The 26,596-nt window shown below is 72.9% G+C and carries 21 protein-coding genes and 1 riboswitch; of the genes, 6 read left to right on the top strand and 15 right to left on the bottom strand.

Annotated elements, in window-relative coordinates; genetic code table 11:
- Positions 1-26: 26 nt before the first annotated feature.
- The 7 genes from HS048_RS23745 to prcB all read right to left on the bottom strand — a co-directional run bounded on the left by HS048_RS23745 (position 27) and on the right by prcB (position 7,161).
- A complete protein-coding gene (locus tag HS048_RS23745; protein WP_196468723.1) occupies positions 27-803 on the bottom strand; it encodes a metalloregulator ArsR/SmtB family transcription factor in 777 nt (258 codons plus the stop codon).
- A gap of 154 nt (positions 804-957) precedes the next feature.
- The gene (locus HS048_RS23750) at positions 958-1,860 is read right to left on the bottom strand and encodes an FKBP-type peptidyl-prolyl cis-trans isomerase (RefSeq protein ID WP_196468724.1); all 903 of its coding nucleotides are present in this window, start codon (positions 1,858-1,860) and stop codon (positions 958-960) included.
- 166 nt (positions 1,861-2,026) lie between these two features.
- Positions 2,027-2,980 carry an FKBP-type peptidyl-prolyl cis-trans isomerase gene (locus tag HS048_RS23755; protein WP_068899406.1) on the bottom strand — a complete coding sequence of 318 codons (954 nt, stop codon included), beginning with the start codon at positions 2,978-2,980 and terminating at the stop codon, positions 2,027-2,029.
- Between the two features lie 212 nt (positions 2,981-3,192).
- Positions 3,193-4,551 (bottom strand): Pup--protein ligase, encoded by a 1,359-nt coding sequence (gene pafA, locus HS048_RS23760; RefSeq protein WP_068899405.1) that lies wholly within the window; start codon positions 4,549-4,551, stop codon positions 3,193-3,195.
- A 247-nt stretch (positions 4,552-4,798) separates the two neighbouring features.
- Positions 4,799-5,311 (bottom strand): hypothetical protein, encoded by a 513-nt coding sequence (locus tag HS048_RS23765; protein WP_196468725.1) that lies wholly within the window; start codon positions 5,309-5,311, stop codon positions 4,799-4,801.
- A gap of 134 nt (positions 5,312-5,445) precedes the next feature.
- Positions 5,446-6,270: a proteasome subunit alpha gene (gene prcA, locus HS048_RS23770; RefSeq protein WP_084008611.1), complete on the bottom strand. Its 825-nt coding sequence runs from the start codon at positions 6,268-6,270 to the stop codon at positions 5,446-5,448.
- 42 nt (positions 6,271-6,312) lie between these two features.
- Complete coding sequence (gene prcB / locus HS048_RS23775; RefSeq protein ID WP_084008610.1) at positions 6,313-7,161, bottom strand: proteasome subunit beta; 849 nt, start codon at positions 7,159-7,161, stop codon at positions 6,313-6,315.
- A 249-nt stretch (positions 7,162-7,410) separates the two neighbouring features.
- Between prcB and HS048_RS23780 the strand changes: the two genes are divergently transcribed.
- The gene (locus HS048_RS23780; RefSeq protein ID WP_196468726.1) at positions 7,411-10,383 is read left to right on the top strand and encodes a glycoside hydrolase family 38 C-terminal domain-containing protein; all 2,973 of its coding nucleotides are present in this window, start codon (positions 7,411-7,413) and stop codon (positions 10,381-10,383) included.
- 114 nt (positions 10,384-10,497) lie between these two features.
- On the opposite strand, the gene HS048_RS23785 is transcribed toward HS048_RS23780, so the two are convergent.
- Complete coding sequence (locus HS048_RS23785; RefSeq protein ID WP_068899400.1) at positions 10,498-10,707, bottom strand: ubiquitin-like protein Pup; 210 nt, start codon at positions 10,705-10,707, stop codon at positions 10,498-10,500.
- A gap of 216 nt (positions 10,708-10,923) precedes the next feature.
- On the opposite strand from HS048_RS23785, the gene HS048_RS23790 reads away from it, so the two are divergent.
- From HS048_RS23790 to HS048_RS23800, 3 genes are all read left to right on the top strand, one after another.
- On the top strand, positions 10,924-11,328 hold the full coding sequence (locus HS048_RS23790; protein ID WP_196468727.1) for a hypothetical protein: 405 nt from the start codon (positions 10,924-10,926) through the stop codon (positions 11,326-11,328).
- A gap of 99 nt (positions 11,329-11,427) precedes the next feature.
- Positions 11,428-12,222, top strand: a complete 795-nt coding sequence (locus tag HS048_RS23795) for a serine/threonine-protein kinase (RefSeq protein WP_068899398.1) — start codon at positions 11,428-11,430, stop codon at positions 12,220-12,222.
- A 190-nt stretch (positions 12,223-12,412) separates the two neighbouring features.
- A complete protein-coding gene (locus tag HS048_RS23800) occupies positions 12,413-13,297 on the top strand; it encodes a serine/threonine-protein kinase (protein ID WP_068899396.1) in 885 nt (294 codons plus the stop codon).
- Positions 13,298-13,362: 65 nt separating this feature from the next.
- Here the strand turns inward: HS048_RS23800 and HS048_RS23805 are convergent, their stop codons facing one another.
- The 7 genes from HS048_RS23805 to HS048_RS23835 all read right to left on the bottom strand — a co-directional run bounded on the left by HS048_RS23805 (position 13,363) and on the right by HS048_RS23835 (position 24,569).
- Positions 13,363-14,871: a cobyrinate a,c-diamide synthase gene (locus tag HS048_RS23805; RefSeq protein ID WP_230881858.1), complete on the bottom strand. Its 1,509-nt coding sequence runs from the start codon at positions 14,869-14,871 to the stop codon at positions 13,363-13,365.
- Between the two features lie 40 nt (positions 14,872-14,911).
- Positions 14,912-15,514, bottom strand: a complete 603-nt coding sequence (gene cobO, locus HS048_RS23810) for a cob(I)yrinic acid a,c-diamide adenosyltransferase (protein ID WP_068899392.1) — start codon at positions 15,512-15,514, stop codon at positions 14,912-14,914.
- A gap of 190 nt (positions 15,515-15,704) precedes the next feature.
- Positions 15,705-17,948, bottom strand: coding sequence for a VWA domain-containing protein (locus tag HS048_RS23815; protein ID WP_196468728.1), 2,244 nt, complete (start codon positions 17,946-17,948; stop codon positions 15,705-15,707).
- A gap of 469 nt (positions 17,949-18,417) precedes the next feature.
- Positions 18,418-18,567: riboswitch (cobalamin riboswitch) on the bottom strand.
- A 144-nt stretch (positions 18,568-18,711) separates the two neighbouring features.
- The gene (gene dop / locus HS048_RS23820) at positions 18,712-20,229 is read right to left on the bottom strand and encodes a depupylase/deamidase Dop (RefSeq protein ID WP_068899390.1); all 1,518 of its coding nucleotides are present in this window, start codon (positions 20,227-20,229) and stop codon (positions 18,712-18,714) included.
- 86 nt (positions 20,230-20,315) lie between these two features.
- The gene (locus HS048_RS23825; protein ID WP_196468729.1) at positions 20,316-21,476 is read right to left on the bottom strand and encodes an acyltransferase; all 1,161 of its coding nucleotides are present in this window, start codon (positions 21,474-21,476) and stop codon (positions 20,316-20,318) included.
- Positions 21,477-21,652: 176 nt separating this feature from the next.
- Positions 21,653-23,416, bottom strand: coding sequence for a proteasome ATPase (arc, locus tag HS048_RS23830; RefSeq protein ID WP_068899386.1), 1,764 nt, complete (start codon positions 23,414-23,416; stop codon positions 21,653-21,655).
- Between the two features lie 286 nt (positions 23,417-23,702).
- Positions 23,703-24,569, bottom strand: a complete 867-nt coding sequence (locus HS048_RS23835; protein ID WP_068899385.1) for a tRNA (adenine-N1)-methyltransferase — start codon at positions 24,567-24,569, stop codon at positions 23,703-23,705.
- A 102-nt stretch (positions 24,570-24,671) separates the two neighbouring features.
- On the opposite strand from HS048_RS23835, the gene HS048_RS23840 reads away from it, so the two are divergent.
- Complete coding sequence (locus HS048_RS23840; protein WP_307832613.1) at positions 24,672-25,772, top strand: GNAT family N-acetyltransferase; 1,101 nt, start codon at positions 24,672-24,674, stop codon at positions 25,770-25,772.
- A gap of 203 nt (positions 25,773-25,975) precedes the next feature.
- Entirely contained in the window at positions 25,976-26,560 is a 585-nt protein-coding gene (locus HS048_RS23845; protein ID WP_068899381.1) for a hypothetical protein, read from the top strand.
- Positions 26,561-26,596: the final 36 nt, after the last annotated feature.

The raw sequence follows: 26,596 nt of genomic DNA on the forward strand, positions 1-26,596 counted from the left end.
AGCAGACCATCCCCGCGCCTTCTATGTCAATTGTCATTATCTATAGAGAGGCTCACACAGCACTCCCCCGGCCGCGGATCCGACCGGGCCCGCCCGGGGTCGCGTCCGAGTCCCTCCAGCAGTCCCCGGCACAGGGCCAGGTTCATCGAGCAGACCAGCAGCGGGTGCTCCTCGGCCAGGACGTGGAACGGGCAGTTGCGCAGCCGCAGGCGGCCGTCCTCCTCGTAGGGCTCGTAACCGCGCCGCCGCAGCAGGTCATCGAGATCACCGGAGTCGCCGAGCACTCCGGCCGCGTCCGGCCCTCCGGCCGCCCCCTCCCGGCCGCGCGACGGGTCCTGACCGCCCGGTCCACCCGATCCGCCCGGTCCACCCGATCCGCCCGATCCGCCCGGCCCCGGCTCGCCCCGTCCGCCCGCGAGCCTGCGCCCCGCCCGCCGGGCGGCCTCCTCGGCCCGCTCGTCCCCGCCGAGCAGGTCGACCGCCTCGGCCAGCACCAGGGCTAGCGTGCGGTAGTCGCGGGACGGGACGCTCACCTGCCACTCCCCCGGCGCCCGGCGGTAGACCTTGGCCGGCCGGCCACTCCCCGGCCCGGTCCGCTCCCCCAGCCGTTTGAACCCGGACTCCAGCAACCCGGCCTCGACCAGCTTGTCCAGGTGGAACGCGGCGAGCGTGCGCTGCACCCCCGCCGCCTCGGCCGCCTCGTTGCGCCCCACCTCGCGTCCCTGGGCGACCACGTACTCGTAGACCGCCCGCCGTACGGGATCGTTCAGGACCGCCACCGCGCTCAGATCGTCGCCGTTCACGGCCGGAGTCTAGTCCGCCCGGCCACCGCCCCATCGCCCCGCTCGCCCGGACCGGCCCGGGCCACGGCAGGGCCGCGGCAGGCGGCGGCGCGCGGGCCCCGTCCGGTGGTCCGCCGGACGGCCCAACAGGGTCCACCGGGGTCCACCGGGCGCCTCAGTAGGCGGCGAGCACGTCCACGACGAAGACGAGGGTGTCGGAGGGCTTGACCAGAGGCGGCAGCCCCTGCCGGTAGCCGAGGGCCGGGGGCACGACCATCGCGACGCGGCTGCCGACCGGGACGCCGGTCAGGGCGCGGTCCCAGCCGGGGATGACGGCGCCCTTGCCGATCCGGAAGGCCTTGGGCCGCCCGGTCCGCCAGGTGGAGTCCAGCACGGCGTCCGACCCCCAGACCCTGCCCTCGTACTGGACGACGAGGAGCCGGCCCGCCTGGGTCCTCGCCCCCCTGCCCCGGAAGAGCACCTCGGTCTCCAGGCCGGCGGGGGGACGGCCGTCCGGCAGGGTGAGGGCCGGCCGCTCCCCGGGACCGCCGGTGATCTTCACTCCGGCGAGCTCCCCCGGGCCGCCGGACCCCTGCGCGGCGGCGCCCGCCGGGAACGCGCCGAGCACGTCGATCACGTAGAACAGCGTCTCCCCGGCGCTCATCCCGCCGGGCGGATTGGGCCCGTAGCCCTCCTCCGGCGGGATCGCCGCGACGACGCGGCTGCCGACCCGGTGGCCCTGGAGCGCCTTGCCCACCCCGGTGACCGCCCCGTTCAGCGGGAAGGAGGCGGGCACCCCCTGGTCGAAGCTGGAAGCCAGCAGGCGGTTGTCCCGGCCGTCCCACACGTGCGCGGTGTAGTGGGCGACGACGAGGTCGCCCGGCTCCACCACGGCTCCGGTCCCGGCCATCTGCTCGCGGACCCGCAGGTCCTCGGAAGGACCGCCGGCGGGGAAGCCGATCTCCGGCTCGGCGCCGAAGTCGCCGCCGACGGCGATGTCCGGGCCCGCCTGCCCGCCCGCGGTGCAGCCGCAGGCCAGCGCGAGCGAGAGCACGACGAGCAGGGCCCGAGGACGCATCCGGCTCCCCCTGGATCGGTGGATGCGCCCACCCTAACCCGCTATTGGGGGAGATGTCAGTAACATGCGGCAGGCCCGGTCGCGCGCGTGCGCGACCGGGCCTGCCCCTGCCCTGCCGGCCGCGACGCCCGCCCGGGGGGAGCGTCGCGACCGGCCGGACCGGCGCCTAGTAGGCGCCGACGATGTCCACCAGGAAGACCATGGTGTCGGTGCCCTTGATGTTCGGGGCGCGACCCTCGGGACCGTAGCCGAGGTCCGGCGGGATGGTGACCAGCACGCGGCTGCCGACCGTCTGGCCGACCAGCGTCTGGTCCCAGCCCTTGACGACCTGGCCGACGCCGATCGGGAAGGTCGCCGGCTCGCCCCGGCCCCAGCTGCTGTCGAACTCCTTGTCGGTGCCCCAGATCTTGCCGATGTAGTGGGCCATGAGCTTCTGGCCGGACTTCACCTCGGGGCCGGTGCCCTTGATGACGACCTTGGAGATCAGCTCCTTGGGCGCCTTCTCACCGGTCTTCGTGGTCAGCTTGGGCGTCTTGCCGGGGCCCGGGTTCTCGACCTTGACGCCCTTGACGCCGGGGTCCGTGGCCTTGCCGTCCACGGTGACGGGCTTCGGCGCCGGCGGCTCCAGGCCCACCATGTCCAGCACCAGCACCTGGGTCACCTCGGCCTGGCCCTGCTGCTTGGCCTGCTCCAGCTGCTGCGGGGACAGGCTGTCGGGGGCCACCACGGCGACGTGGCGGCCCCCGGGCTTGGCCCCGACGAACGCCTCCTTCAGGACCGACGGCAGCTGGTCGCTGACCGGGATGGTCTCCGGGGAACCCGTGTCGTAGGTGGACATGGCCGCGGCGTTGGTCTTGCCGTCCCACGTGTAGACCGTGTAGTTGACGATGACGTTGTCGCCGACCTTGAACTCCGTGCCGGAGCCGTCCTTGACCGTCTCCTCGACGGACTTCTTCGCGGGCGCGCCCGTCGGGAAGGTCACCGTCGGCTTCTTGCCGACGTCGCCCGTCACCTTGATGCCGCTGCCGGCGGCGGGCTTGGTGCCGCTCTGATCGGTGCCGCAGGCTGCGGCGAACAACAGAGGCACTGCGGCCAGTACGGCCAGGCTGCGGCGGCGCATTCGATATCCCTCAAGCAGACGTCAGGTTCGCGCCACACTATCCGACTGCCGTATACGGCAGGGATAAGCGGTGAAACGTTCATCCCCGCGAACACGCACCGCCCGACCGCGACGGACCGCCCGCCGGGTGCCCGTCGCGGGCGGCGGACCGCCCGGCCGCTCCTGCCGTCCCCGGACGGCGGACGGCGGACCGCCCGCCGCCCGGGCCGCCGTCACATGCCCGCGATCAGCTTGTCCACCCGCTCGTCCACGCTGCGGAACGGGTCCTTGCACAGCACGGTCCGCTGCGCCTGGTCGTTGAGCTTCAGGTGCACCCAGTCGACGGTGAAGTCGCGCCGCTTCTCCTGCGCCCGCCGGATGAACTCGCCGCGCAGCTTCGCCCGGGTGGTCTGCGGCGGCACCGACTTGGCCTCGAAGATCTTCAGGTCGGAGGCCACCCGCTCCACCGCCCCGCGCTTCTGCAGCAGGTAGAACAGCCCCCGGCGGCGGTGCACGTCGTGGTAGGCCAGGTCGAGCTGGGCGACCCTCGGGCTGGAGAGCGGCAGGTCGTACTTGGCTCGGTAGCGCTCGATCAGCTGGTATTTGGTCACCCAGTCGATCTCCCGCGCGACCAGGTCCAGGTTGCCCGTCTCGACGGCGTTGAGCGTGCGCTCCCACAGCTCCAGCACCCGGTGGCTGATCTCGTCGCCGCCGCGCCGGTCGACGAAGTCGCGGGCCTTGGCCAGGTATTCCTGCTGGATCTCCAGCGAGGACGCCTCCCGGCCGTTGGCCAGGCGCACCCGCCGGCGGCCGGTCATGTCGTGGGACACCTCGCGGATGGCCCGGATCGGGTTCTCCAGCGACAGGTCGCGCATCACCGTGCCCGCCTCGATCATGCGCAGCACCAGGTCGGTCGCGCCGACCTTGAGCAGCATGGTCGTCTCGCTCATGTTCGAGTCGCCGACGATGACGTGCAGGCGGCGGAAGCGCTCGGCGTCGGCGTGCGGCTCGTCGCGGGTGTTGATGATCGGCCGCGACCGGGTGGTCGCCGAGGACACGCCCTCCCAGATGTGCTCGGCCCGCTGGGAGACGCAGTAGACCGCGCCGCGCGGCGTCTGCAGCACCTTGCCGGCGCCGCAGATGATCTGCCGGGTGACCAGGAAGGGGATCAGCACGTCGGCCAGGCGGCCGAACTCGCCGTGCCGTCCGACCAGGTAGTTCTCGTGGCAGCCGTAGGAGTTGCCGGCCGAGTCGGTGTTGTTCTTGAACAGGTAGATGTCTCCGGCGATGCCCTCCTCCCGGAGCCGCTTCTCGGCGTCCAGGAGCAGGCCCTCGAGGATGCGCTCGCCCGCCTTGTCGTGCGTCACCAGCTCGATGACGTTGTCGCACTCGGGGGTGGCGTATTCCGGGTGGCTGCCGACGTCCAGGTAGAGGCGCGCGCCGTTGCGGAGGAAGACGTTGCTCGACCGGCCCCACGAGACGACCCGGCGGAAGAGGTAGCGGGCGACCTCGTCGGGTGACAGCCGCCGCTGCCCCCGGAACGTGCAGGTGACACCGTATTCGTTCTCAAGCCCGAAGATGCGGCGGTCCATCGTTCTCCTAGCGAGGGGACTGTCGGGTTCACCCGGCAGGGGGTCACTTCCCTGTTGTGGTCCTTGTGTTCGAAACGGTCAGGGGTTGGCCGTCGCCTGCCTCGGCAGAGGGAAGCGAGAAGCCGCTCCGGCAAGGAGCGGAGGGGTCGCTTCCTCACACTATTCGCCAGGCACCTCGAGCGGGAAGGATCCGTCGGGGTTTTCGGTCGGGGGGCTTATGCCCCCCGGCCCGGGGGCGTAAGCGGACTCAGGGCGTGTAGATTTCCTGGAACTTGACGATCTTGCCCTTGTAGACGGTGATGAGTCCGGGCATCCTGCTCTTCTTGGCGTTGGCCAGCAGCGCCTTGCGGGAGCAGCGCTTGACGCCCAGACCGGTCTTCGGGCTCACGGTCGTGCCGGCCCTGGCCTTTCCGCAGCCGAAGGCGCTCAGATAGACGACGTCCCCGGCGATCGGCGAGGCGTAGGCGGTGACGTCGCCCTCCGGCGGGCCCACGAAGTAGCCCTCGGCGTACTTGGCGCGCTTCCACTTGATCGGCTCGTACTCGACGTGCCGGGAGCCGACGTGGGTGATCCAGCCGCGCAGGACGCCGTCCCTGCGGGGGCTGATGCGCTTGGTGAAGTCGTGGCCGGGGTCGCGCTGGAACGAGGTGCCGAAGATCTTGGGGTTCGGGAGGTCCGGGACCGCCGCCGCCTCCGCCGCGGTCGTTCCGGCCAGGGCGAGGGCGAACACCGCGGAGGCCGCTGCAAGAGATCGCTTCATGTCCGTTACGACGGCGCCTCCCGGTGATCGGTTGGGCGAGGGGCCGGTGATCCGCGTCACACCCCCGGCGAGGGGTACGGCGGGCCCGCCGTACCCCTCGCCTGGAACCCGCCGTATCCCCCGGCCCAGAGGGGTCAGCCGCCGGAGCCGGTGTCGATGTCGCCCTCAGGGCCGGTCGCCGGACCGTCCGCCGGGCCGGCGCCGCTCTCCGGAGCCGAGACGGCCCCGGGCGCGGACTCCGACTCCGCGGGCGGCGCCTGCGCGGCACGCCCCGCCGCGGCCTCGGCGAGCAGCGTCTCGAGCCGGGAGCCGACGAGCCGCTGGAACTTGCGGTGCTCGCGGTTGCGGTCGAGCACCGCCACCTCCAGCTGCCCCACCGGCGGACGCTCGCCGCCCGGCTCGGTCAGCGCGGCCAGCGCCGCCTCCAGCGCCTGCGCCAGCGTCATGCCCTCCCGGTAGTGCTCCTTGAGCCGGGTGGTCACCGCCTCCGCCTGGCCGCCCATCACGGCCATGCCGTGCTCGTCGAAGACCGAGCCGTCGAAGGTCAGCCGGTAGATCGCGTCGGTCTCCGGGGTGTCGCCGACCTCGGCGACCACCACCTCCACCTCGAACGACTTGATCGACTCGGTGAAGATCTGCCCGAGGTTCTGCGCGTACAGGTTGGCCAGCCCGCGCGCGGTCACGTCCGAGCGGTCGTAGGTGTAGCCGTTGATGTCGGCGTAGCGGATGCCGCCCAGCCGCAGCGCCTCGAACTCGTTGTAGCGGCCGACCGCGGCGAACCCGATCCGGTCGTAGATCTCGCTGATCTTGTGCAGCGCCCGGGAGGGGTTGGGGGCGACGAACAGGATGCCGTGCTCGTACTGGAGCACGACCACACTGCGGCCGCGCGCGATGCCCTTGCGCGCGTAGTCCGCCTTGTCCCGCATGATCTGCTCAGGGGACGCATATCCAAAGGGCATGGACACCGTGGTGCTCTTCCTCTCGTGTCAGCGCGGCTCGTGTCAGCGCAGCGGGGCGACGGGACCGTCGGGGTTGGTCATGCGGCCGGCCACGGTCGCCTGGACGTACTCGGCGACCTCGTCGTCGGGCAGCCTGCGGAACCCGTCGGCGGTGATCGTGGCGACCACCGGCCAGATCCTGCGGGTCACGTCGGGCCCGCCGGTCGCCGAGTCGTCGTCGGCCGCGTCGTAGAGCGACTGGATGAGCGCCATCACGGTGTCCTCGGGAGAGGCCCCCTCCCGGTAGAGCTTCTTCAGCGAGCCCCGCGCGAAGATCGAACCGGAGCCGATCGCGTGGTGGTGGAACTGCTCGTACGGCCCGCCGCCCACGTCGTAGCTGAAGATCCGGCCGCCGTCGATGTCGGGGTCGTAGGCCGCGAACAGCGGCACCACCACCAGGCCCTGCATCGCCATCGCCAGGTTGCCCCGGATCATCGTGGCGAGCCGGTTGGCCTTGCCCGCCACCGAGAGCGTCCGGCCCTCCATCTTCTCGTAGTGCTCCAGCTCCACCCGGTAGAGGCGGGCCATCTCGATGCCGGTGCTCGCCGCCCCGGCGATGCCCATGCACGAGTGGTCGTCGGTCCGGAAGACCTTCTCGATCTCCCGCTGGGCGATGATGTTGCCGGAGGTGGCCCGGCGGTCTCCGGCCATCACCACGCCTCCGGCGCAGGTGGCCGCGACGATCGTGGTCGCGTGCGCGATCTGGTCGCCGACCGGCGCCGCCAGGTTGTCGTTGCGGCCGGGCAGCAGCTCCGGCGCGTAGGACCCGACGAACTCGGTGAACGAGGAGTTGCCGGTGTTCGTGAAGATGTGGTTCACCATGCCGGCGGGCAGGTCCCTGTGCGATGCCACGCGACTCCCTCCAAGACTTCCGTACATGTTCGAGCGACGCCGGAGGGCAAGGCCGACAGCCCTACCGGTGTGCTCGCCTAACGCCTGACCCTACTCACCCATCCGTCCCCCATGCACTCCCCTCGATCAGCTCAGCGCGAACCCGGTCCGCCCGGGTTCCCGAATCCCCGCACCCCGCGCCCGCCGCGTGGTCCGCCGCTATCGTGGCCGCGCGGGGAATCATCGGAGCGGACTCACCCGGGGGAGCCCATGGCGCCTGACACCGACGTCACCGGCATCGACGAGATCACCGTCGTCCCGCACACCCACTGGGACCGCGAGTGGTACCTGCCCTTCCAGCGCTTCCGCGCCGGGCTGGTCCGCATGCTCGACCGGGTCCTCGACGCCCTGGCCGCCGACCCCGCCCACCGCTTCACCATGGACGGCCAGCTCGCCGCGCTGGAGGACTACCTGGAGGTGCGGCCCGAGCGCCGCCCGCTGGTCGAGGCCCTCGTCGCCGGGGGCCGCCTCGCCGCCGGCCCGTGGCTCGTCCTCGCCGACGAGTTCCTGTGCGCGGGCGAGACCCTCATCCGCAACCTCGAGTACGGCGTGCGCGGCGCCGAGGAGCTCGGCGGCGCGATGCGCGTCGGCTACCTCCCCGACCAGTTCGGCCACTGCGCCCAGATGCCGCAGATCCTCCGGCTGGCCGGGTTCGAGCACGCCTGCCTCTGGCGCGGCGTGCCCGCCCGCGTCGACCGCGCCGCCTTCGCGTGGACCGGAGCGGACGGCACCGCCGTCCGGACCCAGTACCTCCCCGGCGGGTACGGCAACGCCGCCCACCTGCTCAGCGGCCCCGCCGAGGCGCTGGCCGACCGGCTGGCCGCCCTCACCGAGACCCTGCGCCCCTGGCACCCGGACGGCCCCGTGCTGGCCATGTACGGCAACGACCACACCACCCCCGACCCGGGAGTCACCGCGGCCGGGCTGCGCCTGGCCACCCTCGGCGAGTACCTCGCCGCCCGCGGCCCGTCCGTCGACGGCCTGCCCGTCGTGGAGGGCGAGCTGCGCTCCCACGCCCGCGCCCACCTCCTGCCCGGCGTCGTCTCCGCCCGGGTCCCCGTCAAGCGGGCCATGGCACGCGCCGAACGCGTCCTCATCCGCTACGCCGAACCGCTGGCCGCCCTCTGGCTGCCCGGCGGCGCCGCCGAGGGCGTCCGTGGCCCCCACGGCACCTCCGACGGCGTCCATGGTCCTCAGAGCACCTCCGACGCCGGCCCGGACGACGTCTCCGGTGCCGCCCGGCCGGACGGCGCCGGTTCCGCCGCGCGGCTGCTTCTCGACGCGGCCTGGCGCCGCCTCATCGCCTGCAGCGGGCACGACTCCGTCACCGGCTGCGGATCCGACGAGACCGCCCAGCAGGTCGCCGCCCGCATCGCCGAGGCCGAGCAGACCGCCCAGGCCGTCGTCGACCTGGTCGGCGCCTCCCTCGCCGACCGGGCCGGCCGCGACCGGCTCGTGGCCGTCAACCCCTCCCCCTTCACCCGGACCGCCCTGGTCCTGGCCGACCTCCCCGAGGCCCGCTCCCGGCTGCTCGGCCCCGGCGGGGAGCCGGTGCCGCTGCAGCGGCTCGAGCTCGCCCCCACCCTGCTCGGCGAGACCGTCGTGGACGACCTCACCCGGCTCCTCGGCCGGATCCACGACCGCGAGACGTCCGGCCAGGAGATCGTCTCCTGGAGCGCCGAGGAGGATCTCTTCACCGTCGTCGTCGGCCGCCACGGCTCCTCCGGGTACGACTACGCCGACCTGCGCCGCGCCGTCCTCGACGGCGCGGCGGCCCGCCCCGGCCCCTGGCGCGTGCGCACCCTCGCCGAGCCCGTCGTCACCGTCGCAGCCCTCGTCACCGTCCCGCCACTCGGCCGCACCGTCCTGACCGCGGCGCCCGTCGCCGGCGCCACCACGGAGTCCGGGCCCGCTCCGGAACCCTCCACCCCGGAACCCTCCATCGTGGAATCCCCCTCCGCGGAACTCTCCGTCCAGGGACCCCCCGCCGTGGAGACGCCGGTCCGTCCGGACGGGGCCGCCGCGTCCCGTTCCCCCGCTTCCGCCCCGGACGGCCCCCGCTGGAGCCGCCCCGCCGAGGGCGTCCTCGACAACGGGCTGCTCCGCGTCGCCGTCGCCCCCGACGGCACCCTCTCCCTCGCCTCCCGCGACGCGCAGACCCACGGCGTCGGCCGCATCGTCGACGGCGGCGACGCCGGGGACACCTACGACCACGCGCCGCCCCGCCACGACCTCCAGGTCGACACCCCCGTCTCCGTCGAGGTCGAGAGCGTCTGCGCCGGGCCGCTGGTGTCGGTGCTGGAGATCCGGCGCACCTACCGGTGGCCCGTCGAGTCCTGGGAGCACGGCCGCTCCGAGGACACCGAGCCCGTCACGGTCACCACCCGTGCCGAGCTCCGCGCCGGCGAGCCGTACCTGCGGCTGGAGACCTCCTTCGACAACCGCGCCCGCGACCACCGGGTCCGCTGGCACGCCCCGCTCCCCCGGCCCGCCGCCGAGTCCTTCGCCGAGGGGCAGCTGGCCGTCGTCCGGCGCGGCCTGACCGCCGAGGGCGGCTGCGGCGAGCACCCCCTGCCCACCTTCCCCGCCGAGGGCTTCGTCGCCGCGGGCGGTCTCGCCGTCCTGCTCGACCAGGTCACCGAGTACGAGCTGACCGGCGGGGAGCTCGCCCTGACCCTGCTCCGCTCCGTGGGCCACCTGTCGCGCGACCGCAACGCCCACCGCGAACGGCCCGCCGGTCCACAGCTGCCCACCCCCGCCGCCCAGTGCCCCGGCCCCACCGCGATGCGCTTCGCCGTGCTCCCGCACGCGGGCACCTGGGACGAGGCGGGCCTGCCCCGCCTGGCCGAGGAGTATCGCCACGAGCTGCTGGCCGTACCGGGCTCGGGAGGCGATGCCTGCGCCTCTCCGGCGGCCGGGCCCACGGCGGGCCCCGGCGGGCGGCTCTGCGTCGAGGGCCGGGGCGTGGTGCTGACGGCGCTGCGCGAGCGCGGCCACGCACTGGAGATCCGCCTGGTCGCCGAGCATCCGGCCGCCACCGAGGCGGTGATCCGCGGCTCCTTCACCGCCGCCCGCCGCGCCGACCTGCTCGGCGCGGCGGGCGAACGGCTGGAGGTCACCGGCGGCGCCGTACGGCTACCGCTGCGCCCCTTCGAGATCGCGACCGTTCATCTGATCGGCTGACGGTGCCGGACAGCCGCTGCCGCCGCCTCGTCCCCGGCGGCGGCGATGCCGGCCGCCTCCTCGTCCGCGATCCCTCCCCAGGTCTGCCCGAGTGGTGGATTCGCACATTTCTTATTACTGACCGCCCTTCTGTACGTAACTGCGCACGAACTCCTCTGCGTTCTCTTCGAGGACTTCGTCGATCTCGTCCAGGATCGAGTCGACATCGTCCGAGAGCTTCTCCTGGCGCTCCTGAACGTCGGAGGTCGAGGAGGCCTCGACCTCCTCCACCTCACGGTCGGTCCGGCCGGTCTGCTTCTGGCCGCCGGTGTCCTTGCTAGCCATCTGTGGCACCTCCGCCTGGGGGACGTCTGTACTCCGTATCTTCCCCGAACCGGCAGACATTTCGCGCGGATCAGCCCGCGATCTTTGCCCGCCGCCCGGGTCGTGTCCGCCAGACAACCTCCCCCTCCACCTCCGGGGCAAATCCACCGCTTGACCGGATAGTGCAACTACCCAATAATTGGGCAGCGCTACTATCCAGCCAAGGAGACCCTTCGCATGTCGCCGTCATCCCTGAGCACCGCCGGAGTGCTGCTCATCACCGTTCCCGCCGTGGCCTTCGGCGGCCTCTCGCTGCTCGCGCACATCATGCGCGACATCCCCGGCTACCTGGACAATCCGGTCCGGCGCGGCCTGTGGCGGGCGGGTCACGCCCACGCGGGCGTCCTGGTGCTCTTCGCCCTGGTCGCCCTGCTCTACATCGACCAGACCGACCTGTCCGAGGGCATGAAGAGCCTGACGCGGACACTGATCGTGGCCGCGCCGATCCTGATGCCCCTCGGCTTCTTCCTGTCGGTGGTGCGCCCCTCGGACACCAGGCCCAGCAAGCTCATCTGGCTGGTGGCGCTCGGCGGGATCTCCCTGGGAGCCGGCACCCTCAGCCTCGGAATCGGTCTCGTGTGATGCCCTTTACGGCGTAGATTCATGCCTTTTCGGAGCGATCGATCGCTTCTGGAGCGGTCCAATTAGGTCTTCGCCTCCGATCCCTGGGATCATTGTCCCGTGAGCACCATCGTCGCCGGCCGGTACCAGCTCGTCGCCCCCGTCGGACAGGGGGCGACAGGCGTCGTGTGGCGGGCCTACGACCTGCTGCTGGAGAGGGACGTCGCGCTCAAGGAGATCGCCCTGCCTCCGGGACCCGGCGCGGCCGAACGGCGGCGGCGGGTGGTCAAGGAGGCCCGGATGGCCGCCCGCCTGAGCCACCGGGGCATCGTGACGGTGCACAACCTGGCCGAGGAGGCCGAGCGGCTCTGGATCGTCATGGAGTTCCTGGAGGCGCTGACCCTGCACGACACCGTGGTGCAGGCGGGTCCGCTCCCCGCAGAGCTCGTGGCGAAGATGGGGCGGCGGCTGCTGGAGGCGCTGCGGCACGCGCACGACGGCGGGGTGGTCCACCGGGACATCAAGCCCGCCAACATCATGCTGACCGGTGACCGGGTGGTGCTGGCGGACTTCGGATTCGCGGGCTTCGAGAGCACGGCGACGACCTCGATGCGCGGCACTCCGGCGTTCATCGCGCCGGAGACCCTGCAGGGCAGGGGCGGCACGCGCGAGGCCGACATGTGGTCGTTCGGCGCGACCCTGTACATGGCGGTGGAGGGCAGGACGCCGTTCCGCACGGTGGACTCCATGGCCGCGCTGATGGCGGCCCTGCAGGAGCCGCCGCGTGCGCCGAAGCGGGCGGGGGCCCTGGAGCCGGTGCTGCGGGGCCTGCTCCGCAAGGACCCGGCGGCCCGCCTGACGTCCGAGCAGACGTACGCGATGCTGGTGAACCTGCGCCGCCACAGCGCGGCCTGAGCCGTCCCGGTCATCCCGGAAATACGCTTCCGGTCAGCACCGAAATCGGAAAAAGGCACGAATGGCATTCCATGCCATTCGTGCAACTTAATCGTTATATGCGATACATGTCGTCACCCGGTCATGCACCGTTCCAGATGAAAACATCGATGCACGGAGGGGCCCGGTTTCTACGTGCAGCAGGTGGTCCATGGGAACGGGAAAGCGGCGACCGCTGGGGGATCGCTATCAACTGATCTCGCCGACCGGGCGGGACGGTCCGGGCATCATCTGGCGCGCCCACGACCTGCGGCTCCGCCGCGACGTGGCGATCAAGGAGATTCAGCCGCTGTTCCGCGCGGACGGCGCGGACCTGGACGGCGCACGGCGGCGGGCGATGCGCGAGGCCCGCTCGGCCGCGCGGCTGAGCCACCCGGCGGTGGTCGCGGTGCACGACCTGCTGGAGGAGGGCGGGCGGCTCTGGATCGTGATGGAGCTGCTGGAGGCGCTGACCCTCAAGGAGACGGTGGCCCACCTGGGCCACCTGCCCGTGCACTGGACGGCGTGGATCGGTTTCCAGCTGCTGGGAGGGCTGCGGCACGCGCACGGGGCGGGGGTGCTGCACCGGGACATCAACCCCGGGAACATCCTGCTGACGGGTGACCGGGTGGTGCTGGCGGACTTCGGCATCGCGGCGCTGAACGGGGATCCGAGCGCGTCGACCACGGTGCCGCTGCACTGCGCGCCGGCCTACGTCGCGCCCGAGCGGCTCCGCGGCCTCACCGCGAGCCCCGCGGCCGACCTGTGGTCGTTCGGCGCGAGCCTGTACTTCGCGGTGGAGGGCCGCCCGCCGTACCCGGGCTCGGACTCCCTGGCGGTGCTGGGCGAGGCCGTCAACCGCGACCCCGATCCGCCGGTGAAGGCGGGCCCACTCCGCCGGGTGCTGGAAGGGCTGCTCCGGCGGGACCCCTCGGACCGGATCACCGCCGACCACGCCGCGCGCCTGCTCTCGGCGATCCTCCGGATGGAGGGGGTGGCGGTGGATCCGCCCCGTCTCCCGGCCGCGCGGCTGCCTCCCGACTCGTTCGCGAGGTAGCCCGGACGGTCCCGGTCCGGGATTCGGCCGACCCCCGGACCCCCGGGACGGGCCCGTCCCGGAGGTCAGCCGGCTCGGCGGACGGCCGCGCGGTCCTCCGGCCGGGCGCACTCCGCGGCGAACCGTGCGGCCAGGTGGGGGTGGCCTGCCCAGTGCAGGTGCAGGTAGGAGGCGGTGACCCGGCCGTCGGCGAACCCGTCGGCTCCTCCCCGCCAGCGGAACAGCGGGCGGTCCGGGGCGGGCTCGACGGCGGTGCGGTGGAACTCGTGCCCCCGGTAGCGCTCGCCCTCCCTGGTCAGCACCGAGTCGCGGACGGCGACCGCGTCGCGGTAGCCGAGGGTGAGCCTGCCGGTCATCCCGGCCTCGGCGCCGACGACCCCGCACATGGGCCTGCCGTCCAGCGACCGCGCGAGGTAGAGCAGGCCCGCGCACTCGGCGGCGATCGGCCCGCCGAACGCGGCGATCCGCCGGCGGAGCGGCTCGTTGGCGGACAGCTCGTCGGCGTAGACCTCGGGGAAGCCTCCGCCGATGACGACGCCCCGGCTGCCCTCGGGCAGGTCCTCGTCGGTGAGCGGGTCGAACACGGCGAGCTCTGCCCCGGCCGCGGCCAGCAGTTCGGCCTGCTCGGTGTATCCGAAGGTGAAGGCCCTGCCCCCGGCGACGGCGATCCGGACGCCCTCCGGCAGCTGCGGCACGCCCCGCGGGTCCGGCACGCCCCGCGCGGCGGTGGACGCGCCGGAGCGCACGGGGGGCGCGCCGGCCGGTGCGGCGGACGCGCCGGTGACCGCGGCGGATGTACGGGTGGCCGCTGCAGACGCGCCGGTGAGTGCGGCGGCGCGCACGGCGAGGTCCGGGCTCCACGGGTCGCCGGGCAGCGGCGGGGCGGTGCGCGCGAGCCGTACGAGCGCGTCCAGGTCGCAGGAGCCCGCGACGAGCGCCTCGGCGGCGTCCATCGCCCCGGCCGCCCCGGAGCCGTGCTCGGCCGCGGTGACGAGGCCGAGGTGGCGGGAGGGCACGGCGACGGCGTCGCTGCGGCGGATCGCGCCGAGGACCGGGACGCCGCTCTCGGCGAGGGCCTCGCGCAGCAGGCTCTCGTGCCGTTCCGAGCCGACCCGGTTGAGGATCACCCCGCCGAACCTGAGCCGGGTGTCGTAGGAGGCGAAGCCGTGCACCAGCGCGGCCACGGACCTGCTCTGCCGGGCCGCGTCGACGACGAGGACGACCGGGGCGTCCAGCAGGCGCGCGACGTGCGCGGTGGAGGCGAACTCACCGGACCCCGCGCCGTCGTAGAGGCCCATCACCCCCTCGATCACCGCGACGCCGGCCCCCGCGGCGCCGTGCAGGAACAGCGGCACGACGAGTTCCTCCCCGACCAGCCACGGGTCGAGGTTGCGACCGGGCCTGCCGGTGGCCAGGGCGTGGTAGCCGGGGTCGATGTAGTCGGGTCCGACCTTGTGCGGGGAGACCGCCAGGCCGCGGCGGGTCAGCGCGGCCATGAGGCCGGTGGCGACGGTGGTCTTCCCGGCCCCGGAGGCGGGGGCGGCGATCACCAGCCTGGGCGCGGGAACGCTCATGCCCGCCCCGCCCCGGTACGGCCGGCCGCCCGGACCGCGGTCACCATTCGATGCCCTTCTGCCCCTTCTGCCCCGCGTCCATGGGGTGTTTGACCTTGCCCATCTCGGTGACGAGGTCGGCGGCGTCGACCAGGCGCGGGTCGGCGTCGCGGCCGGTGATGACGACGTGCTGGCTGCCGGGGCGGCCCGCCAGGGCGGCCAGCACGTCCTCGACGTCGATCCAGCCCCACTTGATCGGATAGGTGAACTCGTCCAGCACGTAGAGGCGGAAGGTCTCCGCGGCCAGGTCGCGTTTGATCTGCTCCCAGCCCTCGCGGGCGTCGGCGGCGTGGTCGGCCTCGCTGCCGGGACGCTGGATCCAGGACCAGCCCTCCCCCATCTTGTGCCAGGAGACCGGCCCGCCCTCGCCGGAGTCGCCGAGGACCCGCAGCGCCCGCTCCTCGCCGATGCGCCACTTGGCGGACTTGACGAACTGGAACACCCCGATCGGCCAGCCCTGGTTCCAGGCGCGCAGGGCCAGGCCGAAGGCCGCGGTGGACTTGCCCTTGCCGGGTCCGGTGTGCACGATCAGCAGCGGCCGGGTACGGCGCTGCCGGGTGGTCAGGCCGTCGTCGGGCACGCTGGCAGGTCTGCCCTGTGGCATGTCACGCCTTTCTGCAGGTCGACTTCTATGTGGTCACGTCCGGAGTGGTCACGTCCGGAGTGGTCACGTCCGGAGTGGTCACGTCCGGAGTGGTCACGTCCGGAGGCCGTGTCCGTGGCCGTCCGCGGCCTCCTCTGGAGCCTCTGGCCGTCTCTGGACGCCTCTGGCCGTCTGCGGCTCGCGGCCGGGCTCAGGCGGCGGTCCGCCGCCGGCGGACCAGGTCGGTGAGGTCGGCCAGATCGTCCAGGCGCACGGTCTCGGCGCCCATCCTGGCGGCCAGCGACCGGGCCAGACCGAGCCGGACGTACCCGTCCTCGCAGTCCACCACCACCGCGGCCGTCCCCGCCAGCAGCGCCGCCGCGCGGTGGGCCTGCTCCAGCGTGCCGGAGGTGGCCCGGCCGTCGGTCACCAGGATCAGCAGCGGCCGCCTGGCCGGGTCGCGGAGCCGTTCGACGCGGAGCACCTCGGCCGCCCGGACGAGCCCGGCGGCCAGCGGGGTGCGCCCGCCGGTGGGGAGTTCGCGCAGCCGGGCCGCGCCCGCCTCGACGGAGGAGGTGGGCGGCAGGACGAGGTCCGCGCGGGCGCCCCGGAAGGTGATCAGGCCGACCTTGTCGCGGCGCTGGTAGGCGTCGAGCAGCAGTCCGAGCACGACCGCCTTGACCGCCTGCATCCGGCGGCGGGCGGCCATGGAGCCGCTGGCGTCGACGGCGAACAGCACCAGGTTGCCCTCGCGGCCCTCCCGTACGGCCTCGCGCAGGTCGCCGCGGCGCACCAGCAGGCCCGGACCGGTCCGGCCGCGCTCCCGCTGGTACGGCGCGGCGGCCAGGACGGTCGCCGGCAGGTGGAGGGAGGCGGGGCGCCCCTCGGGGGCGCGGGCACCGGTGGTCCGCCCGAGGGGCGTCCTGGCCCGCGACCGCCGTCCCGGTGCTCCGGCTCCGACGCCGGGCACGGTGAACAGCCGGGCCCTGCGGGCCGGGCCGGCCTCGGCCACCTGCTCCGGTGCCGCGTCGCCGCTCCCCGCTCCGGAGGAGGACCCGGCCGCCGGGCCGGGGTCCGCCGTACCGGACCGCGGCGTGCCGGGTCCGCCGGGCGGCGGGGTGCCGCAGTCGGGCCCGCCGGGCGGGTCCGCGGACGCGCCGCCGGACGGTGCTCCGTCCGCGCCGGGACCGGAGGCCCGGCTCCCGTCCGCCCCGCCGGAGGGTCCGGAGCCGTCGGGACCGCCGGAGTCCCGGCCGCCCCCTCCTGCGCCGCCGTCCGGTTCGTCGGCAGGTCCGCCGCCCGGCCCCCCGCCCGGTCCGCCATCAGGCCCGTCGCCGGGTCCGCCGTCCGGTTCGTCGTCGGAGATCGCGTCGAGGAGGTCGTCGAGCCTGGACTCGTCCAGGCCGGGTGCGTCGAAGGGGTCGCGGCGGCGACGGTGCGGGAGAGCGAGCCGGGCCGCCTCGCGGACGTCGGCCGCGGTGACCTCGGTACGGCCCTGCCAGGCGGCGTGCGCGATGGCGGCGCTCGCCGTGACGAGGTCGGCGCGCAGGCCGTCCACCTCGAAGCCCGCGCAGACGGCGGCGATCCGCCGCAGCGCGGAGTCCGGCAGCGCCACCCGGGCGACCCGGGCCCGCGCCTCGGCGATCCGCGCGGCCAGGGCCGCCTCCTGCCCGGTCCAGGCCGCGGCGAAGGCCTCCGGGTCCGCGTCGTAGGCCAGGCGGCGGCGCACCACCTCGGCCCGCTCGTCCACCTCCCGCGACGCCCTGACCTCGACGGTGAGGCCGAACCGGTCGAGGAGCTGCGGGCGCAGCTCGCCCTCCTCGGGGTTCATGGTCCCCACCAGCAGGAAGCGGGCGGCGTGCCGTACCGACACGCCCTCGCGCTCGACGTAGCAGGTGCCGAGCGCGGCCGCGTCGAGGAGCAGGTCGACCAGGTGGTCGTGGAGCAGGTTGACCTCGTCGACGTAGAGCACGCCGCGGTGGGCGGCGGCCAGCAGGCCCGGTTCGAAGGCCTTCACTCCCTCGGTGAGGGCGCGTTCGAGGTCGAGGGAGCCGGCGAGGCGGTCCTCGGCGGCGCCGACGGGCAGCTCCACCAGCCGGGCGGGGCGGACCGCCGCATCGCCCGGCTCCGGCCCTGACGACCGGTGAGGACCGGGGCGGACGGCCGCCGCATCGGGCTCCGGCCCGGACGGCCCACGGGAATCGTGGGGCCCGTCGGGGCAGCGGGGGTCGGGGGCGGCTGGGTCGCAGGAGAAGCGGCAGCCGCGCACGACCTCGACGGGCGGCAGCAGCGCGGCCAGCGCCCGCACGATCGTGGACTTGGCGGTGCCCTTCTCCCCCCGGACCAGCACGCCGCCGACGCGCGGGGAGACGGCGTTGAGGACCAGGGCGAGTTTGAGGTCCTCCAGGCCCACGATCGCGGTGAAGGGGTAGTGCGAGTCGCGCACCGTCGGCATCTCCTCGGGGTGAGTCACGCGGGTGGGTCGGGCGGAGCGGGTGACGGCGACGGTTCTGCCCGGCGTCGCCGCGGAGAGCCGACCGGCCACCCGGCGGGGGAAGCCGAGCACGGATTCGCCCCCGTGGGGCGCCTCCGCCGGGTCGGTGAGCCGGGCGGCGAGCTCCGCGGTCCGGCAGTCCCGGCCTCGGCGGGCGTCATGCCGCGTCGGCGGCCGTGGTCCCGGTCGGCGAGGAGCGGGCCGGGCCCGGTCCGCAGGCCGAGCGCCTCGGCCGTCCGCAGGCGCCGCCGTCCGGGCGCCCGCACGGCGGCCGGGCCGTTCCAGCCTGGGCAGCAGCCGCAGGCCGGCGCGGCGCGGTCCCCGCTCGTCGAGTGGTTCGTCCTCCGGGGACGCGGCCCGTGCCGTCGCCGGTGTCGAGGCGTGGCGGAATCCGGCTCACGGGCACCTCCTTCAGGGATTGCGCGTCCCTTTTCGTAGGTCGGTGGCGGCCGGGTGACCTGGCTTCCGTCCCCACAGGGCCGGTTACAGTGGCGCGACCGCACCGGAATCTCACCGGATTTCCCCCGCGCCGCCACAAAACACCCGGAACGTATCCCGGGGCCGCCGCTCCCGTCAATCTCGTAAGATCACGCCCCTCGCCGGGCGGGGCGGATCTGCGCGGCGCCCGCGTCCGCGTCCGGGCGCACATCCGGGTACGCGGAACCGCCCCGTGACCTCGAGGCCCCGGGGCGGTCGCGTGCGGTCGTCCTCCGGCTCCGGTTCCTCACTTCTCGCCGGTGAGGGCGGTGACCAGCTCGGCGGCGGTGCGGCAGCGGTCGAACAGCTCGCCCACGTGGGCCTTGGTGCCGCGCAGCGGCTCCAGGGTCGGGACGCGCTGCAGGGACTCGCGGCCGGGGATGTCGAAGATGACCGAGTCCCAGGAGGCGGCGGCGACCGCCTCGCTGTACTGGCTCAGGCAGCGGCCGCGGAAGTAGGCGCGGGTGTCGCTGGGCGGCACCTCGACGGCGCGCTGCACCTCCTCCTCGGTCACCAGCCGCTGCATCCGGCCCCGGGCGACCAGGCGGTTGTACAGGCCCCGGTCGGGGCGGATGTCGGAGTACTGCAGGTCGACGAGCTGCAGGCGCGGGTGCGACCAGGGCAGCCCGTCGCGGGTCCGGTAGCCCTCCAGGAGCTCCAGCTTGGCGACCCAGTCGAGCTCCCCGGACAGCTGCATCGGGTCCTCGGCCAGGCGGGTCAGCACGGACTCCCAGCGGTCCAGGACGTCCTTGGTGGGCTCGTCCATGCCGTTGCCGCTGCGGGTCTCGGCGTACTTTCTGGCCAGCTCGAGGTATTCCATCTGGAGCTGGACGGCCGTCAGCCTCCGGCCGTCGCGCATCTTGATCTCGTACTTCAGCGTGGGGTCGTGGGAGACCGCGCGCAGCGCCTGGACGGGGTTCTCCACGGCGAGGTCGCGCGTGAAGTAGCCGTCCTCGATCATGGCGAGGACCAGCGCGGTGGAGCCCAGCTTCAGGTAGGTGGAGATCTCCGACATGTTGGCGTCGCCGATGATGACGTGCAGGCGCCGGTACTTCTCCGGGTCGGCGTGCGGCTCGTCGCGGGTGTTGATGATCGGCCGCTTGAGCGTGGTCTCCAGGCCGACCTCGACCTCGAAGAAGTCGGCCCGCTGGCTGATCTGGAAGCCCTCGCCGCGCGAGTCCTGGCCGATGCCGACGCGGCCGGCGCCGGTGACCACCTGCCGGGAGACGAAGAACGGGGTCAGGTGCCTGACGATGTCGGCGAACGGCGTGGCCCGCCGCATCAGGTAGTTCTCGTGGCAGCCGTAGGAGGCGCCCTTGTTGTCGGTGTTGTTCTTGTAGAGCTGGATCGGCGCGTTGGTCGGGATCGCCGAGGCGCGCAGGGCGGCGTCGTGCATGACCCGCTCACCCGCCTTGTCCCAGAGCACCGCGGCCCTGGGGTTGGTGCACTCCGGCGTGGAGTATTCGGGATGGGCGTGGTCGACGTACAGCCGCGCTCCGTTGGTGAGGATCACGTTGGCCAGCCCGAGGTCCTCGTCGGTGAGCTGGCTCGCGTCGGCCACCTCCCTGGCGAGGTCGAAACCCCGCGCGTCGCGCAGGGGGTTCTCCTCCTCGAAGTCCCACCGCGCCCGCCGCGCCCGGGCCGCCGAGGCGGCCAGATAGGCGTTGACGACCTGGGAGGAGGTCACCATCGCGTTGGCCCCCGGCTGTCCGGGCACGGAGATGCCGTACTCGGTCTCGATGCCCATCACCCGCCGTACCGTCATGCGCACCCTCTGTTCATCCGGGGCTGTCTTGTCCGCCGTATATATCCCCGAGCCTAGACCCTTCACTATGCCCAGTGCTTGGACAGTTATGGCACCGAGGCCTTCCGGTCCAGCGGCGGCACCTCCGGCGAGGGTTCGGCGGGGACCGGGAGGGGGCCGGCGGTACGGCGCCGCCGGCGTGCCTTCACGAACTCCTGGACGGGCCGCTCGGCCACCCGGTAGACGGCGTAGGAGAAGGCCATCGTGGCCAGGACCGTGACCAGGGCGGTCAGCCAGGGCGGCAGCGTGTCGTGCAGCGCGGGGACGATCAGGACGGCCCCCGCGGTGTGGAACAGGTAGACCGGGTAGGTGATCGCACCCAGGACGACCAGGCCGCGCCAGCGCAGCCACCCCAGCCAGCCCAGCGCCACCATGGCCATGAGCGCGTAGAAGGCCACCACGGTGGCGACGATCGCCCAGTCGGGCACGGGCATCGCGGCGTAGCCGACCAGGTCGATCCGGCCGTGCACGCGGTTCAGTGCGGCGTCGACGGCCAGGCCGCCGCTGATGCCGGCCGTGCACCACAGGACGAGGCGGGGGCCGTAACGGGTCATGAGGTAGAAGGACATGCCGCCGACGAAGTAGGCCGCGTACTTGGGCATCACGATCAGGTCGACCCAGTGGTTCTCGACGCCCGTGAAAGCGGAGAGGCCCGCGGCGGCCAGCCAGACGCCCATGAAGACCAGGCAGCGGCCCAGCGTCGCCCCGAAGACCACCAGCACGGAGATGAGCAGGTAGAAGCGGAGCTCGACCCAGAGCGACCAGTAGACGCCGGTGGCGTCCTGGACCTCGAACAGGCGCTGGAGCATGGTCAGGTTCGCCAGGTACTCCCCCGCCTCCAGCTTGGGGTCCAGCGCCTCGGCGGCGGTCAGGCCGTACAGTGCGGCGGTGACGCCGACGCTGATCCAGTAGGCCGGGTAGAGCCGCACGAACCGGGAGAGCGCGAACGCGCCGAGTCCGCGGCCCCAGATGCTCATCAGGATGACGAATCCGCTGATCATGAAGAACAGCTCGACGCCCAGGATGCCGAGCCCGGAGACCGTGGAGATCGCCGGGAAGAGCTCGGCCGGCGTCTCCCCCCACACCGAGCGGAACGCGATGAAGTAGTGGAAGGCCAGCACCGCCAAGGCGGCGACGAAACGCAGGAGGTCCAGCTCGGCGAGGCGGCCGCTTCCCCGTGCCGCTTCGCGGGACCCCGCTCCGGTCAACGGACGACCGGTCCGGAATGTTCACGCACGCCCCTTGGACGGTAGATCACTCCTTTGGGTTCCCCGGGGCGGGTTTTGCTTCTGTGACGATTGCGAGAAGAGGGACCCGGGCAGGCGGCCGGACGCGGAACGGCGCGGCCCCCGGGGTGGGGAGCCGCGCCGTCCGCGGGTGCCGGTTAGAGGTACTGACCGGTGTTGGCCACCGTGTCGATGGACCGGCCGGCCTCGGTGCCCTGCTTTCCGGAGACCAGGGTGCGGATGTAGACGATCCGCTCGCCCTTCTTTCCGGAGATGCGGGCCCAGTCGTCGGGGTTGGTGGTGTTGGGCAGGTCCTCGTTCTCGGAGAACTCGTCCACGCAGGCGGCCAGCAGGTGGCTGATCCGCAGGCCCTTCTGACCGGAGTCGAGGAACTGCTTGATCGCCATCTTCTTGGCCCGGTCGACGATGTTCTGGATCATCGCGCCTGAGTTGAAGTCCTTGAAGTACAGGACCTCCTTGTCACCGTTGGCGTAGGTGACCTCCAGGAAGCGGTTCTCCTCGCTCTCGGTGTACATCCGCTCGACCACCCGCTGGATCATGCCCGCGATGGTGCCCTCCCGGCTGTCGCCGTGCTCGGCGAGGTCCTCGGGGTGGAGCGGGAGCTCCGCCGTGAGGTACTTCGAGAAGATGTCCTTGGCCGCCTCGGCGTCCGGCCGCTCGATCTTGATCTTGACGTCCAGGCGGCCGGGCCGCAGGATCGCCGGGTCGATCATGTCCTCGCGGTTGGAGGCGCCGATGACGATGACGTTCTCCAGGCCCTCGACTCCGTCGATCTCGGAGAGGAGCTGGGGGACGATCGTGTTCTCGACGTCGGAGGAGACGCCCGAGCCGCGGGTCCGGAAGATCGAGTCCATCTCGTCGAAGAACACGATCACCGGGGTGCCCTCGGAGGCCTTCTCGCGGGCCCGCTGGAAGACCAGGCGGATGTGCCGCTCGGTCTCGCCGACGTACTTGTTGAGAAGCTCGGGACCCTTGATGTTGAGGAAGAAGCTCTTGCCGGACTGGCCGGTCTTCTCCGCCACCTGCTTGGCGAGGGAGTTGGCGACGGCCTTGGCGATGAGCGTCTTGCCGCAGCCGGGCGGGCCGTACAGCAGCACGCCCTTGGGCGGGCGGAGCTTGTGCTCGCGGAAGAGGTCGGCGTGCAGGTAGGGCAGCTCGATCGCGTCCCGGATCTGCTCGATCTGCCGCATGAGCCCGCCGATCTCCTCGTAGGAGATGTCGGGCACCTCCTCCAGGACGAGCTCCTCGACCTCGGACTTGGGGATGCGCTCGTAGACGTAGCCCGAGCGCGGCTCCAGCAGCAGGGAGTCGCCGGCCCGGATCGGCTGGTCGAGCAGCGACTCGGCCAGCTTCACCACCCGCTCCTCGTCGGCGTGCGAGATGACCAGCGCGCGCTGGCCGTCCTCCAGGAGCTCCTTGAGCATCACGATCTCGCCGACGTCCTCGAAGCCCAGGGCCTCGACGACGTTGAGCGCCTCGTTGAGCATGACCTCCTGGCCGCGCTTCAGCTGCTCGGCGTCCACCGCCGGGCTGACGTTCACGCGGAGCTTGCGCCCGCCGGTGAAGACCTCCACCGTGCCGTCGTCCCTGGCCTCCAGGAAGACGCCGAACCCGGACGGCGGCTGCGCCAGCCGGTCGACCTCCTCCTTGAGCGCGACGATCTGGTCCCTGGCTTCCTTGATGGTCGCGACCAGACGCTCGTTGTGGCCGGTGACGGCCGCTAGTTTCGCCTGTGCCTCGTGGAGATGCTCTTCGAGGACCCTGGCCTGCCGGGGAGACTCCGTCAGCTTCCGACGCAGCGCGGTGATCTCCTCCTGCAGGAAGGCGACCTGTGTTGTGAGGTCGGCGACCTCCCGTTCGCGCTGCGCGGCTCGAGCCTCAGCGTCGTCGCGAGCTGCCACGCCGTCACCTCCTTCCCAGTCGAGACCGACTACTCAAGACCCTACCCATCTGGGGGCTGTCCGTTACCTGGCCGGGCGGTATTCGTATGACTACATTAAGTGCGCAGTGATTAATCCCTTATATCGCGTTTAGCACTGTCAGCATAAGAACACGACACTCTGTTCCCGTGTCATGCCCGACGTCCGTCGTGGCCTAATCGTCATGTGGCGGAGATCACGCCGAGAGCCGCGGAGGGCGTCTCGGAGGGGCTCGCAACGAAGGTCACAGTGAGGATCGCGGTGAGGGTCACGGTGTGGTCGTGGACTCCTCGCCATATGCCCCCTTCGCCGGACGCCTGCGCCGGGGTGGTGGTGTCACCCCGTCCGCCATGCGACGGGCCGTGACGAGGAAGCCGGTGTGGCCGACCATCCGGTGGTCGGGCCGTACGGCGAGCCCTTCGACGTGCCAGTCGCGAACCAGGGTCTCCCACGCATGGGGCTCGGTGAAACTTCCATGTTCCCGCAAAGTTTCGACCGTGCGGGAGAGCTGGGTGGTCGTCGCCACGTAGCAGCAGATCACACCGCCCGGCGTGAGGGCCTTGGCGGCCGCGTCCACGCACTCCCACGGGGCGAGCATGTCCAGGATGACCCGGTCGACGTCGCTCTCGTCGAGTGAGCCCACGAAGTCGCCCACGACCAGGCGCCACTGGTCCATCGGCCCGCCGTAGAACTTCTCCACGTTCTTCGTGGCGACCTCGGCGAAGTCCTCGCGGCGCTCGTAGGAGGTGACCTTCCCCTCCGGGCCGACGGCGCGCAGCAGGAAGCAGGTCAGGGCGCCGGAGCCGACGCCCGCCTCGACCACGCGGGCGCCCGGGAACACGTCGGCCATCGCGACGATCTGCGCGGAGTCCTTGGGGTAGATGACCGCCGCGCCGCGCGGCATGGAGAGCGTGTAATCCGACAGCAGGTGGCGGAAGGCGAGGTACTGCGTGCCGCCGGAGGAGCGGACCACCGAGCCCTCGGGCTGCCCGATCAGGTCACTGTGCGGGATGAACCCCTTGTGCGTGTGGAAGACCCCGTCCTCCTTCAGCGTCACCGTGTGGCGCTTGTTCTTGGGGTCGGTGAGCTGAACCTGATCCCCGGCCTGAAACGGCCCATGCCTGCGAAAACCCATGCCCGCAAGGGTATCGGCGCGCGAGCCGTGGCCGGTTCCGGTCCTTGGCCCGCCGGCGGAGCGGATTGGCCCCCCTCCGCCGCCACCTGATAGCACTGGAGGGTGTTCACCCGAGACGTGATCCCCGCCGGGCCCGTCGTCCTGCGCGGGCTCGCCGGCTCCGACGTCGAGCCGATGGTCCGCGCCTGCGCCGACCCCGAGATCATACGGTTCATCCCCACCGTGCCCGTCCCGTACGGCAGGGACGACGCCGTCCAGTACCTCAATCTGGCCGAACGGCTCTGGGAGGCGGGCGGCGCCTCCTTCGCCGTCGCCGACCCCGCCACGGGCGAGTGGCTGGGCAACATCGGCCTCAAGGCGCTCGACCCGCGCGGCAACGGCGAGATCGGCTACCTGATCGCGCCCTGGGCCCGGGGCCGCGGCGTGGCCACGGCCGCCACCAGGGCGCTGACCGAGTGGGCCTTCGCCCGCGGGGTGGGCCGCATGGAGCTCCTGGCCGACGTGGAGAACCTGGCCAGCCAGCGGGTGGCGCTCGCCTCCGGGTTCCGGCGCGAGGGCGTCCAGCGCGCGGCCGAGCCCCGGCGCGACGGCACCCGCGGCGACCTGGTGTCGTTCGCCCGGCTGAGCACCGACTCCGGCGAGCGGACCTCCCCGTACCTGCCGCCCTTCCCCGGCGGGTCGCTGACCGACGGCACGGTACGGCTGACGCCGCTGACCGCCGAGGACGCCGACGACTACCACGCGCTGCGGAACCTGCCCGACACCGTGGCGCGCAGCGTCCCGCCGGAGCCCCTCGACCCGGAGGAGAGCGAGGCGTTCTGCCGCGACGCGGGCATGCACTGGCTCGCGGGCACCCGGGTGGAGGCCGCGATCCGCGACGCCGCCGACGGCGCGTTCGCCGGGCACGTCCAGCTCGGCAACATCGTCCCGCCGCTGGGCCAGGCCATGGTCGGCTACAGCATGCTGCCGGAGTTCCGCGGCCGGGGGTTCGCCCCGCGCGCGGTGGAGCTGCTGGTCGGCTGGGCCTTCGCGCACACCCCGGTGGCCCGCGTCGTGGCGGGCACCGCGCTGGACAACACCGCCTCGCAGCGGGTGCTGGAGAAGGCGGGCTTCGCGCGGGAGGCCCTGCTGCACGGGCTGCTGCCCGCCCCGGACGGCAGCCGCCACGACGACCTCCAGTGGTACCGGCTGCGTCCCCGGTAGTCCCCGGTAGTCCTCCGGCGGTCCCCTCGCGACCACCGGGTTTCACCCGCTCCCCTGGCGACACCGGGGATTCGCCCGTCCCATTCACCCCATATGAGACACCGAGGGCTGGTCAAGCAGGGTTCTGGAGGTAATACTCCGAATCGCTACCCCGCCCGCCACCTCGGCGCGGGCACCCGGCTCCACGAAGAGAGGGGAAAGGGATGAGCACCATCCAGCAGATCGGGCCGGCCTCCGGCTCCGTCCTCCCGGACGGCGGGTCCGGAGACCGCCTGCGCGGCCTGATCGAGACCTTCGCCGGACCCGGCGCCGACCACCTCGTCGAACAGGTGGTGGCGGCCGCGGCGGCGGTGTGCTCGGCCGGTTACGCCGGCCTGGTCGAGGTCGGCCCGGTGGCGGAGAACGCCCGGCCGGTCCACATGCACGCGCCGCCCGGTGATCCGCTGGCGGTCCTGCGGTGGTTGCGCGACGGCACGGTGCTCACGACTCTGGCGGCCTGCTCCGACCCGCTGCGGCTGCCCCGGGAGGAGCGGACGGGACAGCCCGGGTTCCTGGCCGTCCCGGTGCCCCTGGCCTCCCGCGGCCAGGCGTACCTGTGGGTGGCCGGGCGGCGCTTCGACCACCGGGACGAGGACCTGCTGGTCCGCTTCGCGACCGCCGCCGGGCGCGCGCTGGAGGCGGCCCAGGGATTCGAGGCCGCCACCCGGATGCTCCGTTCGGTGCACGCGTTCGCCCGGTTCCCCTCCGGCCGGGAGGCGGCGGCGCAGGCTCGCGTGCTGGAGGGCTGACCTCCGGCCGGGCGCCGCCGCGGGGAGGCGCCGCCC

The organism is Planomonospora sp. ID91781 (genome assembly GCF_015711595.1).
GTDB classification, from domain to species: Bacteria; Actinomycetota; Actinomycetes; order Streptosporangiales; family Streptosporangiaceae; genus Planomonospora; species Planomonospora parontospora.

What these genes read in the sequence shown, in the direction of transcription:
- HS048_RS23765 (WP_196468725.1), bottom strand. Translation starts at nt 5,311, where the DNA reads ATGAAGCGATCTCTTGCAGCGGCCTCCGCGGTGTTCGCCCTCGCCCTG.
- HS048_RS23755 (WP_068899406.1), bottom strand. Translation starts at nt 2,980, where the DNA reads ATGCGCCGCCGCAGCCTGGCCGTACTGGCCGCAGTGCCTCTGTTGTTC.
- HS048_RS23835 (WP_068899385.1), bottom strand. Translation starts at nt 24,569, where the DNA reads ATGGGTTTTCGCAGGCATGGGCCGTTTCAGGCCGGGGATCAGGTTCAG.
- prcA (WP_084008611.1), bottom strand. Translation starts at nt 6,270, where the DNA reads ATGCCCTTTGGATATGCGTCCCCTGAGCAGATCATGCGGGACAAGGCG.
- HS048_RS23845 (WP_068899381.1), top strand. Translation starts at nt 25,976, where the DNA reads ATGAGCACCATCCAGCAGATCGGGCCGGCCTCCGGCTCCGTCCTCCCG.
- dop (WP_068899390.1), bottom strand. Translation starts at nt 20,229, where the DNA reads ATGACGGTACGGCGGGTGATGGGCATCGAGACCGAGTACGGCATCTCC.
- HS048_RS23800 (WP_068899396.1), top strand. Translation starts at nt 12,413, where the DNA reads ATGGGAACGGGAAAGCGGCGACCGCTGGGGGATCGCTATCAACTGATC.
- cobO (WP_068899392.1), bottom strand. Translation starts at nt 15,514, where the DNA reads ATGCCACAGGGCAGACCTGCCAGCGTGCCCGACGACGGCCTGACCACC.
- HS048_RS23815 (WP_196468728.1), bottom strand. Translation starts at nt 17,948, where the DNA reads ATGCCGACGGTGCGCGACTCGCACTACCCCTTCACCGCGATCGTGGGC.
- HS048_RS23805 (WP_230881858.1), bottom strand. Translation starts at nt 14,871, where the DNA reads ATGAGCGTTCCCGCGCCCAGGCTGGTGATCGCCGCCCCCGCCTCCGGG.
- HS048_RS23780 (WP_196468726.1), top strand. Translation starts at nt 7,411, where the DNA reads ATGGCGCCTGACACCGACGTCACCGGCATCGACGAGATCACCGTCGTC.
- HS048_RS23750 (WP_196468724.1), bottom strand. Translation starts at nt 1,860, where the DNA reads ATGCGTCCTCGGGCCCTGCTCGTCGTGCTCTCGCTCGCGCTGGCCTGC.
- HS048_RS23785 (WP_068899400.1), bottom strand. Translation starts at nt 10,707, where the DNA reads ATGGCTAGCAAGGACACCGGCGGCCAGAAGCAGACCGGCCGGACCGAC.
- HS048_RS23790 (WP_196468727.1), top strand. Translation starts at nt 10,924, where the DNA reads ATGTCGCCGTCATCCCTGAGCACCGCCGGAGTGCTGCTCATCACCGTT.
- pafA (WP_068899405.1), bottom strand. Translation starts at nt 4,551, where the DNA reads ATGGACCGCCGCATCTTCGGGCTTGAGAACGAATACGGTGTCACCTGC.